Annotated in this window: 14 protein-coding genes and 1 other RNA gene; 11 read left to right on the plus strand and 4 right to left on the minus strand. The window is 75.3% G+C overall.

What is annotated here, in order from left to right; genetic code table 11:
• Position 1: 1 nt before the first annotated feature.
• The 10 genes from smpB to ssrA all read left to right on the plus strand — a co-directional run bounded on the left by smpB (position 2) and on the right by ssrA (position 9,425).
• Positions 2 to 478 (plus strand): SsrA-binding protein SmpB, encoded by a 477-nt coding sequence (smpB, locus tag JOD57_RS17680; protein ID WP_204693223.1) that lies wholly within the window; start codon positions 2 to 4, stop codon positions 476 to 478.
• Entirely contained in the window at positions 478 to 1,404 is a 927-nt protein-coding gene (locus JOD57_RS17685; protein ID WP_204693224.1) for an NADP-dependent oxidoreductase, read from the plus strand. Before smpB ends, JOD57_RS17685 begins: the two co-directional genes overlap by 1 nt.
• 22 nt (positions 1,405 to 1,426) lie before the next feature.
• The gene (locus JOD57_RS17690; RefSeq protein WP_204693225.1) at positions 1,427 to 2,320 is read left to right on the plus strand and encodes an amidohydrolase family protein; all 894 of its coding nucleotides are present in this window, start codon (positions 1,427 to 1,429) and stop codon (positions 2,318 to 2,320) included.
• Positions 2,321 to 2,468: 148 nt separating this feature from the next.
• Entirely contained in the window at positions 2,469 to 3,374 is a 906-nt protein-coding gene (locus JOD57_RS17695) for an alpha/beta fold hydrolase (RefSeq protein ID WP_204693226.1), read from the plus strand.
• A gap of 63 nt (positions 3,375 to 3,437) precedes the next feature.
• Positions 3,438 to 4,439, plus strand: a complete 1,002-nt coding sequence (locus tag JOD57_RS27005) for a GNAT family N-acetyltransferase (protein WP_204693227.1) — start codon at positions 3,438 to 3,440, stop codon at positions 4,437 to 4,439.
• Between the two features lie 26 nt (positions 4,440 to 4,465).
• On the plus strand, positions 4,466 to 5,347 hold the full coding sequence (locus tag JOD57_RS17705; RefSeq protein WP_204693228.1) for an SCO6745 family protein: 882 nt from the start codon (positions 4,466 to 4,468) through the stop codon (positions 5,345 to 5,347).
• Positions 5,344 to 5,877 carry a carboxymuconolactone decarboxylase family protein gene (locus JOD57_RS17710; protein ID WP_204693229.1) on the plus strand — a complete coding sequence of 178 codons (534 nt, stop codon included), beginning with the start codon at positions 5,344 to 5,346 and terminating at the stop codon, positions 5,875 to 5,877. The genes JOD57_RS17705 and JOD57_RS17710 overlap by 4 nt, the downstream gene beginning before the upstream one ends.
• A 44-nt stretch (positions 5,878 to 5,921) precedes the next feature.
• Positions 5,922 to 7,535 (plus strand): SLC13 family permease, encoded by a 1,614-nt coding sequence (locus tag JOD57_RS17715; RefSeq protein WP_204693230.1) that lies wholly within the window; start codon positions 5,922 to 5,924, stop codon positions 7,533 to 7,535.
• Positions 7,536 to 7,822: 287 nt separating this feature from the next.
• Positions 7,823 to 8,968 carry a magnesium and cobalt transport protein CorA gene (locus JOD57_RS17720; RefSeq protein WP_204693231.1) on the plus strand — a complete coding sequence of 382 codons (1,146 nt, stop codon included), beginning with the start codon at positions 7,823 to 7,825 and terminating at the stop codon, positions 8,966 to 8,968.
• Positions 8,969 to 9,051: 83 nt separating this feature from the next.
• Positions 9,052 to 9,425, plus strand: a transfer-messenger RNA (tmRNA) gene (gene ssrA / locus JOD57_RS17725).
• A gap of 115 nt (positions 9,426 to 9,540) precedes the next feature.
• On the opposite strand, the gene thrS is transcribed toward ssrA, so the two are convergent.
• The 4 genes from thrS to JOD57_RS17745 form a co-directional block, all read right to left on the minus strand.
• The gene (thrS, locus tag JOD57_RS17730; RefSeq protein WP_204693232.1) at positions 9,541 to 10,833 is read right to left on the minus strand and encodes a threonine--tRNA ligase; all 1,293 of its coding nucleotides are present in this window, start codon (positions 10,831 to 10,833) and stop codon (positions 9,541 to 9,543) included.
• Positions 10,834 to 11,089: 256 nt separating this feature from the next.
• Complete coding sequence (locus tag JOD57_RS17735) at positions 11,090 to 11,500, minus strand: TIGR03668 family PPOX class F420-dependent oxidoreductase (RefSeq protein WP_204693234.1); 411 nt, start codon at positions 11,498 to 11,500, stop codon at positions 11,090 to 11,092.
• 52 nt (positions 11,501 to 11,552) lie between these two features.
• Positions 11,553 to 12,563 (minus strand): LLM class flavin-dependent oxidoreductase, encoded by a 1,011-nt coding sequence (locus tag JOD57_RS17740; RefSeq protein ID WP_204693236.1) that lies wholly within the window; start codon positions 12,561 to 12,563, stop codon positions 11,553 to 11,555.
• Between the two features lie 63 nt (positions 12,564 to 12,626).
• Positions 12,627 to 13,517 (minus strand): SMP-30/gluconolactonase/LRE family protein, encoded by an 891-nt coding sequence (locus JOD57_RS17745; RefSeq protein WP_204693238.1) that lies wholly within the window; start codon positions 13,515 to 13,517, stop codon positions 12,627 to 12,629.
• A gap of 150 nt (positions 13,518 to 13,667) precedes the next feature.
• On the opposite strand from JOD57_RS17745, the gene JOD57_RS17750 reads away from it, so the two are divergent.
• Entirely contained in the window at positions 13,668 to 16,436 is a 2,769-nt protein-coding gene (locus JOD57_RS17750) for an ATP-binding protein (RefSeq protein ID WP_307824767.1), read from the plus strand.
• Positions 16,437 to 16,495: the final 59 nt, after the last annotated feature.

Genomic DNA, 16,495 nt, shown 5'->3' on the forward strand with positions numbered 1-16,495 from the left:
CATGCCGCGAGAGACCGGGCGCAAGCTCATCGCCCAGAACAAGAAGGCGCGGCACGACTACTCGATCCTCGACACCTACGAGGTCGGCCTGGTGCTCACCGGCACCGAGGTGAAGAGCCTGCGCGCCGGGCGCGCCTCGCTGGTCGACGGCTTCGCCACCGTCGACGACGGCGAGGTGTGGCTGCAGCACGTGCACATCCCGGAGTACACGCAGGGCACCTGGACCAACCACGCCCCGCGCCGCAAGCGCAAGGTGCTCATGCACCGCGAGGAGATCGACAAGCTGATCGGCAAGACCCGCGAGGGCGGCCTGACGCTCGTGCCGCTCGACATGTACTTCAAGGACGGCAAGGTCAAGGCCACGCTCGCGCTGGCCAAGGGCAAGAAGTCCTACGACAAGCGGCACGACCTCGCCGAGCGGGACTCGCGCCGGGAGATCCAGAAGGCCTTCGGCCGCTACGTGAAGGGACGGCGGTAGTGCGCGCAGTCGCCTACGACGAGTTCGGCGGCCCCGAGGTCCTGACCCTGCGCGACGACCTGCCCGACCCACCGGTCGGTCCCGACACCGTGCTGGTGCGGGTGCACGCCAGCGCGGTCAACCCGGTCGACCTGCTGATCCGGCAGGGCGGGCTGGCCGGCGCCTTCCCGCACCACTTCCCGATCGTCCCGGGCTGGGACGTCTCCGGGGTGGTCGAGGCGGCCGGCCCGGCGGTCGCCGGCTTCGCCGCCGGGGACGAGGTGTACGGCTACGTCCGCCGCGACGACGTCCAGTGGGGTACGGCGGCCGAGCTCGTGCCCGCGCCCCAGCGCTGCCTGGCGCACAAACCCTCGTCGCTGTCGTTCGCCGAGGCCGCCGGGGTGCCGCTGGCCGGGCTCACCGCCTACCAGGCGCTGACCGAGGCGCTCGAGGTCGGCGAGGGCGACCGGGTGCTGGTGCACCGCGCGGCCGGTGGCGTCGGGTTCTTCGCCGTCCAGATCGCCGTCGCGCTCGGCGCGCACGTCGTCGGCACCGCCGGTCCGCGCAACCACGGCTTCCTCACCGACGCCGGGGTCGCCGAGGTGCTCGACTACTCCGCCGGCCCGATCAGCGGGCAGCTGTCCGAGCCGGTCGACGCCGTCCTCGACCTCGTCGGCGGCGACACCCTGGCCGACGCGCCGAAGCAGGTGCGCGACCCCGCCCGCGTCGCCAGCGTCGTCGACCCGTCGGTGAGGGAGACGGGCGGGCGCTACGTGTTCGTCCGGCCCGAGCACGAGCACCTCGAGGAGCTCGCCCGCATGGCCGACGCCGGGCAGCTGCGGGTGCCGGTGGCCCGGGCGTTCCCGCTGGAGCGGATCGCCGAGGCACAGGACCTGGTCGGCGGGGGCCACGTCCGCGGCAAGGTCGTCGTCACGCTGCGCTCGTGACCGGGGGCAGGGTCACGGTCCGGTGAGCACGCCCCCGCCGGTCGACGACGACGACGTCCCGCGGTTCTGGCGGGAGCTGGGTCTGCCGGGCCTGGTCGACGTGCACGTGCACTTCCTGCCCGAGCGGGTGCAGGCCAAGGTGTGGGCCTACTTCGAGGCGGCGCAGACGCACTACGGCGCGGCCTGGCCGGTGCACTACCCGCTGCCGGAGGAGGAGCGGCTGGCCGTCCTGGAGCGGCTCGGCGTCCGCGCGTTCCCCACGCTGCCGTACCCGCACAAGGCCGGGATGGCCGGCTGGCTCAACGACTGGTCGGCCGGCTTCGCCGCCGCGCACCCGCAGGTGCTGCCCTCGGCGACGTTCTTCCCCGAGCCGGAGGCGCCGCACTACGTCGCCGAGGCGCTCGACCGCGGCGTGCGGGTGTTCAAGGTGCACGTGCAGGTGGGCGCCTTCGACCCGCGCGACCGGCTGCTCGAGCCGGTGTGGGCGCGGCTGGAGGAGACCGGCACGCCGGTGGTCATCCACTGCGGGTCGGGCCCGCTGCGCGGTGAGCACACCGGCCCCGCCCCGATGACCGGCCTGCTCGAGCGCCACCCGCGGCTGCAGCTGGTCATCGCCCACCTCGGCATGCCGGAGTACCGGGCCTTCCTCGACCTGGCCGGGCGGTACGAGCGGGTGCACCTGGACACCACGATGTTCGCCACCGACTTCACCGAGCGGCTCATGCCCTTCGACCCCGCCGACCGGCCGCGGCTGGCCGCGCTGCGCGAGAAGGTGCTGCTCGGCAGCGACTTCCCGTCGATCCCGTACCCCTACGCCGAGCAGCTGGCCGCGCTGGCCCGGCTCGACCTCGGCGACGAGTGGCTGCGGTCGGTGCTGTGGGCCAACGGCGCCCGCCTGTTCGGGATCGAGGGCTGATGCCGCACGGCACGCTCACCGCCGCCGTCCCGGGTACGCCCGACCCACCTGCAGCCAGGCCGCCGCAGGGGCACTAGGTCCCTGGTCCTGCGGCCCGTCCCGGTGTGGGCTCCGAGCCGACCCGCTGCCCCGCCGGGGAGGACCGGACATGACCGACACACCCGCCGACACCCGGCCCGACCGGCTCGTCGCCGTCGAGGAGGGCGAGGTCACCGTCGCCGGCGTCCGCTCGCCGTACCTGCACGCCGGCCCGGCCGACGCCGACGAGGCCGTCGTGTTCGTGCACGGCAACCCGGGCCCGGCCGAGGACTGGCGGCGCCTCCTCGCCCGCACCGGCGCCTTCGCGCGGGCCGTCGCCCCGGACATGCCCGGCTTCGGCGGCGCGGACAAGCCCGACTCGTTCGTCTACACGGTCGACGGCTACGCCCGGCACCTCGCCGGCGTCCTCGACGGGCTCGGCATCCGCCGCGCGCACCTGGTGCTGCACGACTTCGGTGGGGCCTGGGGACTGTGGTGGGCGGCCGACCACCCCGACCGGTTCGCCAGCGCCACCCTCGTGGGCATCGGCGTGCTGCGCGGTTACCGCTGGCACTCCCTGGCGCGGATCTGGCGCACCTCGGGCGTCGGCGAGGCGTTCTTCCGCGCCAGTTCCCTGCCGGCGCCGCGGTGGCTGGCGCGGCGCGGCAGCCCGCCCGGCCTGCCGGACGACGCGGTCGAGCGGCTGGGCCGGGGCTTCCGGGACCCCGGCACGCAGCGCGCCGTCCTCCGGCTGTACCGGGCCACCGACATGGCCGCGGTCGCCGAGGACCTGCACAAGCGGCTGCAGGGCAGCGACCGGCCGGTGCTCGCGGTGTGGGGACGGCGCGACCCCTACCTGCCGGTGGCCTACGCCGAACGGCAGCGCGAGACGTTCCCGCGGGCGGAGGTGGTCGTGCTCGACGGCAGCGGGCACTGGCCGATGCTCGACGACCCCGTCGGCCTGGAGGCGACCGTCCTCCCGTTCCTCGAGCGGGTGACCAGCACGAGCCGCACCCCGGTCGCCGGGCCCGGCTGACGACGCGGGCCCGGTCCCGGAACCCGGTCGCCCTGCGGGTCCGGCGTCCCTACCCTGCGGTCCGTGCTCGCTCTCGACGTCCCCGGTCTCCCCGACGGGCTAATCGCCCGCCGGCTCACCCTCGCCGACGCGGACGCCGCCGCCGCGCTGCTCGCGGCCGCCGAGGCCGTCGACGACACCGGCGAGCACGAGGACGCCGCCGACCTGACCGAGTGGTGGGGTCGCGAGCTGGTCGACCTGCCCCGCGACGGCGTGGCGGTGCTGGCCGGCGAGGGCCGGCTCGTGGCCTGGGCGACGTCGATCGCCCCGCGCGGCGGCCGCGACGCCCTGCGCATCTGGTCGGAGGGTCGGGTGCACCCGGAGGCGCGCGGCCGCGGGATCGGCCGGGCGCTGGTTGCCTGGCAGGTGCGCCGCGGCACCGAGCAGCACGCCGAGCACGCCCCGCCCGGGTTGCCCGGCCGGCTCGTCGCGTCGGCGTACCCGGCGATGGCCTCGGCCGCGCGGGTGTTCGAGCGTGCGGGGTTCACCGCCGAGCGCTGGTACCACACGATGGAGCGCGACCTGGCCGACGTGCCGGAGGGGCGCCCGGCGCCCGGCGTGGAGCTGGTGCCGTTCACCTGGGACCGCGACGACGAGGTCCGGCGCGCGCACAACGCCTCGTTCACCGCCCACCACGGCTCCACCGAGCGCGACGAGGTGGCCTGGCGCAGCTGGTTCACCGGCCAGCGGTCGTTCCGGCCCGAGCTGTCGGTGCTCGCCCTCGTCGACGGCGCCGTCGCCGGTTACGTGCTGGCCTACGTCTACGAGGCCGACACCCGCGCCACCGGCGTCGCCACCACGCACCTCGGCCAGATCGGCGTGCTGCCGCCGGCCCGGGGGAGGGGCGTGGCGACGGCGGCCATCGCGGCAGCGCTGTCCGCCGCGGCGGAGGCCGGCTGCGGGCGGGCCGCCCTCGACGTCGACACGGGCAACACCACCGGGGCCCTCGGGCTCTACGAGCGGGTCGGCTTCCGGCCCGTGCGCACCCGGACGGCGTGGGCGTACCCGCTGGCGCCGCTCGGCTGACGCGGCCGCTGGCTAGGGTGCGGGGCATGGTCAGCGTCGATCAGCCCGCGTCCCCGGACCCCGCCGCCGTCGGCCGCGCGCACCGCGCCGTCGAGCCGCTGCACAACCACGTGTACTTCGTGCCGGAGACCGAGCAGCACCTCACGGCGGCCGGGCTGCGGCCGGGTCGGATGGTCTACTTCGCCGGCCGGTCGGCCGCGATGGGCGCGGTCGGCCCGGGCGTGGTGACGGCGACGTTCGCCAACTTCTCGCCGGCGGTCGTGGCCCGGCACGTCCCGCGGGCGTGGACCCTGGCCTCGCCCGAGCAGGTGGTGACCGCGCGCCTCGCGGCCGCGCGCGCGTCGCTCACCCGGCTGCTCGGCGGCGAGGAGGCCGCGGCCGCGCCGGAGGTCGCCGAGCTGGGCGGCCTGCTCGCCGAGGCGTGCACGGTGCTGACCGCCGAGGGCCGCCCGCTCTACGCCGGGCACGCCGACCTGCCCTGGCCCGAGGACCCGGTCGGCCGGCTGTGGCACGGCGCCACCCTGCTGCGGGAGTGGCGCGGTGACGCGCACGTCGCCGTCCTGGTCCGGCACGGGCTGTCGGGGATGGAGGCGCTGCAGACCCACGTCGCCACCGGCCGGGCCTTTCTCGAGCCGGTCGCGCAGACGCTGCGCGGGTGGACCGACGAGGAGTGGGCCGCCGGCTGGGCGCGGCTGGCCGAGCGCGGCCTGGTCGCCGAACGCACCCTCACCGAGGCGGGGCAGACGCTGCGGGCCGACCTCGAGGCGGAGACCGACGCGCTGTCCACCGCGCCCTGGGTGCACCTCGGGCCCGAGCGGACGGCGCGCGTGGTCGAGCTCGGCAAGCAGCTGTCGGGCACGGTCGTCGCGGCCGGCGCCTACCCCGCCGGGGTCTTCGCCGGCCGGTGAGCGCCCGCCTGCCCGAGGCCCCCGACGACGGGCCGGCCGCCGACCTGCTGCGCGCCCGCCGGGGCGGCGTCCTGACCACGCTCGACCGGCTGCTGCTGCACAGCCCGCCGGTGGCCGAGGGCTGGAACGCGCTGCTCGGCGCCCTGCGCGGCGCCACGACGCTGCCGGCCGACCTGCGCGAGCTGGTGGTGCTGCGGATCGCCGTCCTCAACCGGGCCGAGTTCGAGTGGACCTCGCACGCGCCGATCGCCCGCCGCGCCGGGCTCACCGACCTGCACCTGCGGGTGCTCCGGAGCGACGACGCCCTCGCCGAGCCGGTCTGGTCGCCGGTGCGGGCCGCCGTCCTCGCCTTCACCGACGCCTCGACCCGCAGCGTCGCCGTCCCCGACGCGGTGTTCGCCGCGCTGCGCCCGCACCTCGACGAGCGGCAGGTCGTGGAGCTCGCCGTGCTGGTCGGCGGCTACGCGATGGTGTCCCGGTTCCTCGTCGCCCTCGACGTCCCGCCGTCGGACGGGGAGGTTCCCGGCTGACCCGTTCCTCCTTATGGTCTGGATCACAGTCCAGGGGAGGCGACATGACCACGACCGACCGCCGGCCCGGATCCGGGCAGCGCACCGACGTCGACGCCGCGTTCCGCGGCTCGGCCACCTACCGCAGCCTCGGCGAGCAGCAGCTCAGCCCCGCGGAGGAGCGCTTCGAGAAGGGACGCCGCACGGTCGGGCTGTTCCTCGCGCCCGTCGTGACGATCGTCTTCGCCCTGCTGCCGCTGGACCTGCCGCGCGACCAGCACCTGCTGGCCGCGGTCCTGCTGGGCGTCATCGTCCTGTGGATCACCGAGCCGGTGCCGATCCCGATCGGCGGGCTGATCGGCGTCGGCGCCATCGCCGTGCTCGGCGTCGTGCCGGCCGACGACGCGGTCGGCCCGCTCGGCTCGACGACGGTGTTCACCTTCATCGGCGCCTTCATCCTGGCCGCGGCCATGCTCAAGCACGGCGTGGCCCGGCGCTTCGCCATGGCGATCCTGTCGCTGCGCTGGGTCGGCGGCTCGACCGCGCGGGTGGTCATCGCGTTCGGGCTGATCACCTGCCTGCTCTCGGCGTTCGTCTCCAACACCGCCACCGTCGCGATGCTGCTGCCCACCGCGATCGGCATCCTGTCGGTGATCGCCAAGCTGCTGCAGGACAAGGAGCTGGTCGCGCCGGACTTCGACCCGCTGCGGCTGCGGGTGGGCGTCGCGCTGATGCTGATGCTGGCCTACGGCGCGAGCGTGGGCGGGCTGATCACCCCGGTGGGCACGCCGCCCAACCTCATCGGCCGCGGGCTGATCGAGGAGGCGACCGGGGAGCGGATCGGGTTCCTCCAGTGGATGCTGATGGCGCTGCCGATCTGCGCGCTGATGTTCGTGGCGCTGGCCGCCGTCCTCCTGCTGCTCAACCGGCCGGAGATCAAGCGCATCGAGGGCGTGCACGAGTACGTGCGGGCCGAGCGCGCCGAGTTGGGCCCCGTCTCGCGGGCGGAGAAGAACACCCTGGTCGCCTTCGGCGTCACCGTGGCGCTGTGGATCTTCCCCGGCGTCATCGCGCTGACCGCCGGGACCGAGTCCGACCTCTACACGACGATCAGCGACCGGATCGACGAGGGCATCGTCGCCGTCCTCGGGGCCTCGCTGCTGTTCCTGCTGCCCACCGACTGGAAGCGCCGGGAGTTCACCCTCAACTGGTCGGACGCCGCGAAGATCGACTGGGGCACGATCCTGCTGTTCGGCACCGGGATCATCTTCGGCTCGCTGCTGGCCGACACCGGCCTGGCCGAGACCATCGGCAACGCCTCGGCCGACACCCTCGGGCTGACGAGCACCTTCGCGATCACGATCTTCGCGGTGATCCTCGCGATCATCATCTCCGAGACCACGAGCAACACCGCCTCGGCCGCCGTCGTGGTGCCGATCGTCATCCCGGTGGCGGTGGCCGCGGGGATCAACCCGTTCGTGCCGGCACTCGCGGCGACCTTCGCGGCCTCCTTCGGGTTCATGCTGCCGGTGTCGACGCCGCAGAACGCGATCGTCTACGGCTCCGGCGTCGTGCCGATCACCAAGATGATCCGCTCGGGCATCTCCTTCGACGTCCTCGGCGCGCTGCTGATCGTCGTGCTGCTCCCGGCGATGGTCGGCCTCGTCCTCGACGTCTGACCGGGGGGTGAACGGAGAGGGAAGTCATCCCTCCGGACCGGCCGGGTCGGCGCGCGCGTGTCACGATGGACGACGGCCCGCGGGACGACGCCGGCCACCGCTGACGGGAGGGAGGGCGAGCGCCGTGCGCAGCGAACCTCCCAGTCCCAGTCCGAAGGACCTCTCCGCCTAGCCCCGACCGTGGTGGCCTCCCTGCAGGGCCCCGGCGCGAGCCTGCGAGTGGCGGGGGGCGGGAGGTCCTTCGACTCCGCTGTGTCCTCGCCGTCCAGCGTCCCCGGGAGCCCGTCATGGCCGACCGTCGCCTCGCGCCCCTCACTGCCCTGTCCACCCTCGGGCTCCGTTCCCGTCCGGCGGCGCCCCGCCGGGTCGTCGTCCCCGCGCCGCCGGCCGAACCGGCTCCGGAGCGGTCGCAGATGGTGGTCGACAACGCCGTCTACGCCGGGGGCCGGCGCATCGCCACCCCGGCGTCGACCGCCGAGAGCCACGACTGGCTGACCGAGGGCTTCGACGACCGGATGGTCTGGCTCGGACTCTACCGGCCCGAGCCGGCCGAGCTGGGGGAGCTGGCCGAGCAGTACGAGCTGCCCGAGCTGGCCGTCGAGGACGCCATCCAGGCCCACCAGCGGCCGAAGTTCGAGCGCTACGGCGACACCCTGTTCGTCGTCCTCAAGGCCGCGCGGTACCTCGACGCCGCCGAGCAGGTGGAGTTCGGCGAGCTGCACCTGTTCCTCGGCCGGCAGTTCGCGATCACCGTGCGGCACAGCGAGTCGCCCGACCTGGCCCGCGTGCGGCGGCGGCTGGAGAGCGAGCCGGCGCTGCTGGCCAAGGGCAGCGAGGCGGTGCTGTACGCGATCCTCGACGCCGTCGTCGACGGGTACACGCCGGTGGTCCTCGGGCTGGCCAACGACATCGAGCAGATCGAGACCCAGGTCTTCCGCGGCGACCCCGGCGTCTCGCGGCGCATCTACGAGCTCTCGCAGGAGGTGCTGGAGTTCCAGCGGGCCGCGCGGCCGCTGACCGGCATCCTCGCCGCGATCACCGCCGGGTTCGACAAGTACGGCGTCGACGAGGAGCTGCGCAGCTACCTGCGTGACGTCGCCGACCACGTCGTCCAGGTCAACGAGCGGGTGGAGGGCTTCCGGCAGCAGCTGCGCGACATCCTCACCGTCAACGCCACGCTGGTGGCGCAGCGGCAGAACGAGGAGATCCGCGAGCTGACCGAGGCCTCGATCGCGCAGGGCGAGGAGGTCAAGAAGATCTCCGCGTGGGCGGCCATCCTCTTCGCGCCGACGCTGGTGGGCACGGTCTACGGGATGAACTTCGAGGACATGCCCGAGCTGTCGTGGCACCTCGGCTACCCGTTCGCGCTGGTGCTGATGCTGGGCGTGAGCCTGACGCTGTACGCCGTCTTCAAGCGCCGCGACTGGATCTGATGGAGGACCCCCTCGCAGGGTGCCGGGGCGCCGCCGGAACAACCCCCTGGTGGTCCCGGTTAGGATGGGTGCACAACTGCACAGGGGGTGAACGGTCTCGACTGCGGTCGGGTGACCAGGGGAAGCGAGCCGAGGAAGCCGACGATGAGCTCGTTAACCACGCGTCGGAAACAACACAAGCGCCGACTCCAGTCAGCGCGAGTTCGCCCTCGCTGCCTAAGTAGCGAGGCGACTCTGTCAGCCCGGGTTCGTCATCGGCCCGGATCCTGGCATCAGCTAGATGACTGACCGTGTGCGCCGGTCGCGGGCGCACGCGGGACACCAAACAGTGACTGGGCCCGTCACATCGACTCGTTCGTGAGATCGATGGGGCCGAGCAGAGACGCAGCGGACTGCGCTCGGAGAAGCCCTGGTGATGCGTCGCAGGACGCGGGTTCGATTCCCGCCACCTCCACCCCTGGGGTCCTCCCCGACCTGGGATCTCCTCCCGAGACCCAAGTCGGGGAGGACCTGCAGCTCGGTCACGTGGGGCCCGGTCGGACGACCGGGCCCCACGTGCGTCCCGGGATCCCTCACGGTCGGCCCGCCGGGTGGTGGTCCCCGTCGGGAGCGGGCCAGTCGACCCGGCGAGCGCGGCTGCCGTGGGCGTCGCGGACGGTCGCCACGAAGCCGGTCCGCGCGACCGGCCCGCTGAAGTCGCCGGCCGGGTCGGTGACGTGGACCAGCTCGGCGCCGGCCTCGGCGGGTCCGGTGACCGCGATGACGGCGTCCCGGCGCCGCCGGCTGGCCCGGATGCGCGCGCCCAGGGAGCCGTCGGTGTCCAGGCGCGCTCGCAGCCCGGCGGCGCACAGGTCGTCCACCAGCGCGCGGGCGTAGTCGTCCTGGGCCGCACTGATCGGCAGGACGCAGACCTGGACGGGCGCCAGCCACAGCGGCAGCCGGCCCGCGTAGCGCTCGAGGAGCGCGGCGACGACGCGCTCCATCGCGCCGACGGTGCCCCGGTGGATCATCACGACGCGGTGGCGGGTCCCGTCCGCGGCGTCGTAGGTCAGGTCGAACCGTTCGGGCTGGTTGAAGTCCAGCTGGACGGTGGCGATGGTCTCCTCGTGACCGCGCTGGTCCCGCATCTGCAGGTCCAGCTTGGGACCGTAGAAGGCGGCCTCGCCGACGGCTTCCACCAGCGGGGGTCCGTCCGCGTCGAGCACCTCCGCGGCTGCCCCGCGCAGCGCCTGCTCCGCGTCCTGCCACTGGTCGGCCGACCCCAGGTAGCCGTCGCCGGCGTCGCGGCGGGACAGCCGGACGTGGTCGACCGGGAGGCCGAGCAGCTCCTGGGCCCGCAGCGCCGAGCGCAGCGCCGAGGCGACCTCTGCGGTGGTCTGGTCGGGGCGGCAGAACACGTGGGTGTCGTCCAGCGAGATCTGCCGGACCCGGCTCAGGCCGCTCACGACCCCGGACCGTTCGGCCCGGAACATGGACGCCAGCTCGTTGAGCCGGACGGGCAGCTGCCGGTAGGAGCGCGGTTCCGCGGCGTAGACCATCGCGTGGTGCGGACAGTTGGCCGGGCGCAGCACCAGTTGGTCCCCGCCGAGGCGCACGGGCGGGAACATGTCCTCGCTGAACTTGTCCCAGTGCCCGGACCGCTCGTAGAGGGCGCGCTTGCCCAGCACCGGGGAGTAGACCGGCAGGCAGCCGTCGTGCCGGGCGATCTCCCGCGCGAGCTGCTCGAGTTCCTGCCGGATGACGGCGCCCGCGGGCAGCCACAGCGGCAGCCCGGCGCCGATCATCGGATCGGTCGCGAAGACGGACATGTCGGCGTTGAGGTCCCGGTGGTCGGACGCCGGGCGTCCCTGCACGTGCCTGGTCACGGTGGCTCCTCCGTGGTCGTGCCACCGGAGCCCGGACCCGGGACGACCCAGCCCCGGAGCGGTGCTCCGGGGCTGGGTGGTTGCTCGTGGTGCAGCAGCTAGCGCCGGAGACGATCCGGCGTCGTGGTGAGCCGCTGACGGGACATGGCCAGACCATAGGGCACGGCCGGCCGGCCGAACAGAGGCCGTGGTGGACGGCTCGGGTCGTCGCCGCCGGTTGCTCGAGACCGGGACGGCCGGCTCTCCTCGCCTCCGCTCAGGTGCTCGACCAGCCGCTCCAGCGTTCCACGCGGACGACGACCAGCGGCCCGGTCGGCGGCTGGGCGCGGTACTGGGGATGCCGTTCGACGAGTGCGGCCAGACCGGGGTGACCGGCGCCCGGATCGGCGACGACGACGCCGACGCCGTCGGCACGCACCCACCACAGCCGGCTCCAGTCCTCCTCGTAGTGGTCGACCAGCAGGGCGCACCGGGGCTCGTGGCGCAGGTTGGTCAACCGCTGCAGCCGCGTCGTCCGCTTGGGTTTGGTGTCGACGGCCAGCCAGACGGTGTCGCCGGACGCCGCGAACACGACGGGGACGAGGTGGGCAGCGCCGTCCGGGCGGACGGTCGACAGCCGGGCGACGGGGGAGGAGAGGAAACGCCCGCGCAACTCAGCGGTGCGCACCGGGACGTCCGGGGCCGGCGGTCGGTGGTGCACCGGCCGCCACACCGGCCGGTCAGCTCCCGGTGGCGGTCGTCGTGCTGCCGGCGGCCTCGAGGAACCTCTCGAGCTCCCGGCGGACGTCGGGTCCACACGGCTGGTAGACGATCTCGGTGACGCCGGCGTCCGCCAGTTCCCCGAGCTTGTCGCGGACCTGTTCCGACGTCCCGCTGAGCGTGGTCGACCCGAGCAACGTGGCGCCCCCCGCGTCCCACGCCGCCTGGTCGGCCTCGTTGAGCTCGACGCAGTGACCCGTGTGCACGGCGATGTGCCGGAGTTCCTCCGGTGTCCGGTTCACCACCTCGTTCCAGGCCTCCCCGCCCGCCAGCCCGGCCACGGCGGCCTGACCACCGAACTCGTACGCGCCGTGCCACGCGAGTGCGGTGCCGGGACCGCCCGCCAGGCGGGCCCGTTCGGAGGTCGGGTCCTCCCCGTCGTCGAGGACGGTGCCCCAGGCCAGGTACGAGACCGTCGGGAACTCCCGGGCGAAGTCGGGGAGCTGCAGGGTCGCGTACAGGCCGTCGGCCAGCTCCCGGGCGACCTCGGCGCCCTTCGGCCCGAGGGCGCTGACCAGGACGGGTACGTCGATCGGTCGGCGGGGGGCGTGGCCGGCCGGGTGGAGCATCTGCATCCTGGCGCCCTCCCACTCGACGACCTCGCCGCGCAGCAGCCCGCGGTAGGCCCGGATGTACTCGGCCATGAACGACCACCTGATGGCCCCGTAGCCCATGGCCCGGCGACCGGAGAACCCCGTCCCGAAGGCCACCTGCACCCGGCCGGGCGCCAAGGCCACCAGCGCGGCCGTCGCGGCTGCGTTCACCATGGGGTGCCGCAGCGACGGGACCAGGACGCCGGGCCCGAGGCCGATGCGCGTGGTGCGTTGGGCGGCGAGAGCCAGCGCCATCCACACGTCGGGACTGTTCTGCGGGGTGTCGTACAGCCATGCGCGGGCGTAGCCGAGTTCCTCCGCGAGCGCGACGGCCTCGTGCGAGTCCAGCGCGGTCGGGAAGGCGACCGAGACCTCCATGCCCTGACTCCCTCTCATGACGGCGGTGTCGCGGACGTGCCGGGGGTGGGAGAGGCCTGCCGGCTAGGGGCGCCCGGCGTGGGGCACGTCGACCCGGCAGGAGCGCAGCTGCGCCTCGCGCGCGGCGCTCCGGGCGGTGCGGTCGAAGTCCGGCGCGGTGCAGAGGAACAGCGTGCGGCCGTCGGAACCGCCGAGCACGCAGGCGAACACGCCGGTGCCGACGGGCAGTTCCTCCAGGACCTCGCCGCCCTGCCGGATGCGGAGCACCCGACCGGCGAGCGCGTCGGCGACCCACAGCGCGCCCTCGGCGTCCATGCCGCAACCGTCCGGGGCGACTGCCAGCTGCCCCAGTGCCGCCTGCACGTCGCGGTCGGTCGGCAGCCCACCGAACGACGCCCACACCCGCCGGTTCCCCAACGCGCCGTCGGCACCGATGTCGAACGCGGTGATCCGGTTGCCGAACGTCTCGTCCACCAGCAGGACGCCGTCGTCGGTGATCACGCTGCCGTTCGGGAACCACATGTCGTCGGCCACCTGGGTGACCACCCCGTCGGGGTCGACGCGCAGCAGGACGGTCGGTGCGACCGGGGCGCCGGCCATGAGGTCGAAGCCGAAGTTGCCGACGAAGGCCCGGCCCAGCTCGTCGACCACCATGTCGTTGGGCTCGCCGGTGACCTGCGCCGACAGGTCCGCGTGCGTCGCCAGCGACCCGTCGGGCTCGCGGCGCAGCAGCCGGCTGTCGTGCTGGGAGACGACCAGCAGGCGGCCGTCGGGCAGCCACCCGAGTCCGGACGGCTGGCCCGGCACCTCCGCCTCGACCCGCAGGTCGCTGCCGTCCTCCCGGGCCGAGAGCACCTGGTGGGTGTAGAAGTCCGAGACCCAGATCCGGTCCTCGTGCCAGCGAGGGCACTCCAGGTAGGACAGACCGTCCAGTACGGTGCTGATCTCCCGCATGGCCCACCTCGCCGCCGCCGGTGCGTCGGCAGCATAGCCCGGGTCCCCACCCCTCCGTCCGACAGCCGGGCAGGTCGTGGGCCTCCTGCTCCGCCACCGGGCGGGCCGGCAGGCGGTGACACGGCGCCGCGCGGGGCGTATGACGTGGAGGTGCACGCGGCGCCCCTGGTCGGTCGGGCGGAGGCCGTGGCCGCCGTGCGGTCCGCCGTCACCCGCGCCGGGGAGGGCAGCGGCGGGGTCCTGCTCGTCGTCGGCGAGGCCGGGGTCGGGAAGTCCCGGCTGCTCACCGAGGCGGTCCGGCTGGCCCGCGGCCACGGGCAGCCGGTCCTGTGCGGCCGGGCCACGGAGTCCGGCGGGGCCTACCGGCCCCTGACCGAGGCGCTGCTGCGCGGCGGCGCGGACGAGCTCGACCCGGGGACGGTCCCGGCACCGTACGGGGCCGCGCTGGGTCGCCTGCTGCCCGGCTGGAGCACCGGCGCGGTCAGCGCACCGGAACCCAGCACCGACCCGGTGCTCGTCCTGGGCGAGGCCGTCGTCCGCGTGCTGGACGCACTCGTCGGCGGGCCGTGCCTCCTCGTCCTGGAGGACCTGCACTGGGCCGACGCCGACACGCTCGCGGTGCTGGAGTACCTCGCCGACCGCCTGAGTGGTCGACCGGTGCTCGTGGCGGCGTCCGCGCGCGACGACGAGCCGGGGTCCGCGGCGGTGGACCGGCTCGCCGCCGGCCCCGGCGTGCACACCCTGACCCTGTCCCGGCTGGGTCCGGCGGAGCTCACGGCCCTCGCCGGTGCGCGGGCCGCGGGTCGCCTGCGTGCGGACGAGCTCGCCGCCCTCGTCGCGCGGGCCGACGGGCTGCCCCTGCTGGCCGAGGAGCTGGTCGACGAGGCGGTGCGCACGGCCACCACCTCGACGTCGAGCCCCGTCCCCCGGACGACGGCCGCGCTGGTGCGCCGCCGGCTCTCCTCCCTCGACCCGCTCGCGCAGCGGTGCCTGCGCGCCGCCGCCGTGGCGGGGACGGACCCGGACTGGGAGCTGCTCCCGGCGGTGGTCGGGCAGCCGGAGGACGTCGTGCTCGCCGCCGCCCGGGCCGCGGCGGACGCCCACCTGCTGCGCGAGGACGACGGCCGGCTGCGCTGGCGGCACGCGCTGATGCGCGAGGCCGTCGTCACGGGCCTCCTCCCGCCGGAGCGCGCCGCCCTGGCGAGGAGGGCCGCCGAGGCGCTGCTGGCCCGCGGCCGGCACGACGACGCCGCCCGCGCCGCCGAGCTGCTCGCCGCGGGCGGCGAGCGGGAGCGGGCCGCGACCCTCTTCCTGGAGCTCGCGCGGCAGGACCGCGGCACCGGTGCGCTCCGGCGCGCCGAGCAGCTGCTCGACCAGGCGGCACGCACCGGCGCCCTGCCCGCGGCGGTCGCGGTCGAGCGGGTCACCGTGCTGACGGCCACCGGTCGCGTCGACGACGCGCTGAGCGCCGGCGTGCAGGCGCTGCCCTCCGCCACGGGCGACCTGCACGCGGAGCTGTGCCTCCGGATGGCCCGCACGGCGGTGGCCGCCCGGCGCTGGAGCGACGCCGAGGCCCACGTCGAGCGGGCCGGGCGCCCCGACGACCCGCGCTCGTTGCTGCTGACCGCCGACGCCGCGTTCGGCGCCGGCGACGTGGCGCGCGCGGGCCCGCTGGCCGCCGCGGCCGTGACCCGCGCGGAGCGGGCGGCGGTGCCGGCCGTGCTGTGCGAGGCGCTGGACGTCGCCGGCCGGGTGGCACGGTTGCGCAGCCCCCCGGCGGCGCGGGCCGCCTTCGCCCGGGCGGCGCAGGTGGCCGCCGAGCACCGGCTGGTCCCGCAGCAGGTCACGGCCCTGATCGGGCTGGGGACCGTGGAGCTGCTCGAGCGCGAGACCTCCGAGGCCCTGCCGCAGGCCAGGGAGCTGGCCGCGGCGGCGGGACTGCTCGGCCAGGCCAGCGCGGCCGAGGTGATCCTCTTCGACGCGACCGTCGTGCAGCAGGGTCCGCGCGCCGTGGAGGCGCCGGCGCGGGTGCTCCTCGACCGGGGGGCGTGGCTGCACCTGCCGGAGGTGCAGGCCGCCAGCGCGTTCGGCGTCGCGCTCGCCCGGGCCGCGTCAGGAGACCCCGCCGGCACGGAGGCGGCCCTGGCCCGGATCCCGGTGTCCGCCGCCTGGCCGGATGCCGGACCCCTCGCGGCCGCCGTCCGCACCCTGCCGCTGCTGCTGGCGCACGACCTCCCCGGCGCCAACGCGACGCTCGACGCGGGCGTGAGCGGGCTCGTGGCGCACCGGGTGGCCGCCCCGCTGCACCAGTTCGGGCTGTGGGCGCTGCTGCGCACGGTGGTCGACGACCGGGGCGCCGCGGCGCGCGACGTCCTGCGGGGACTGCCGGCGGCGCTGCGCCCGGCCAACCGCGGAGCGCTGCACTACGCCGACGCCGTCGCCGCGGGGCGCGGCGGCCGGCCCGACGACGCCCTGGCCCTGTTCGCACGGGGGGAGGCCGAGCTCGCTCCGGTGCCCTGGCTGCACCGGCTGCTCCGCCTCCTCGTCCTCGAGGCCGCGGTCGCCGACGGCTGGGGCGACCCGGTGCCGCTGCTGCGCCGCGACCTCGCGGAGCACGAGCGCGCCGGCGACCCCCGGCTGGCCCGCACCTGCCGCGACCTGCTGGCGCGGGCCGGCGCCCCGACGAGGCGCGGTCGCGGTACGACGCCCGTGCCGGGCGCCCTCCGCGCCGCGGGCGTCACCAGCCGCGAGATGGACGTCCTCACCCTCGTGTGCACCGGATCGACCAACGCGGAGATCGCCGGCCGGCTCTTCCTCTCGCCGCGCACGGTGGAGACCCACGTGGCCAGCCTGTTGGCCAAGCTCGGCGCCTCCCACCGCGGTCAGCTCCGGAGCCGGGTCGCGGCGCTAACTCCGTAGGCGGTACGGATCCCCCGCCCGGCCGCGGGCGCGACCGTGGGGGCGGACACCCGTTCCCG

The organism is Geodermatophilus bullaregiensis, from assembly GCF_016907675.1.
In the GTDB taxonomy this organism is placed as follows: domain Bacteria; phylum Actinomycetota; class Actinomycetes; order Mycobacteriales; family Geodermatophilaceae; genus Geodermatophilus; species Geodermatophilus bullaregiensis.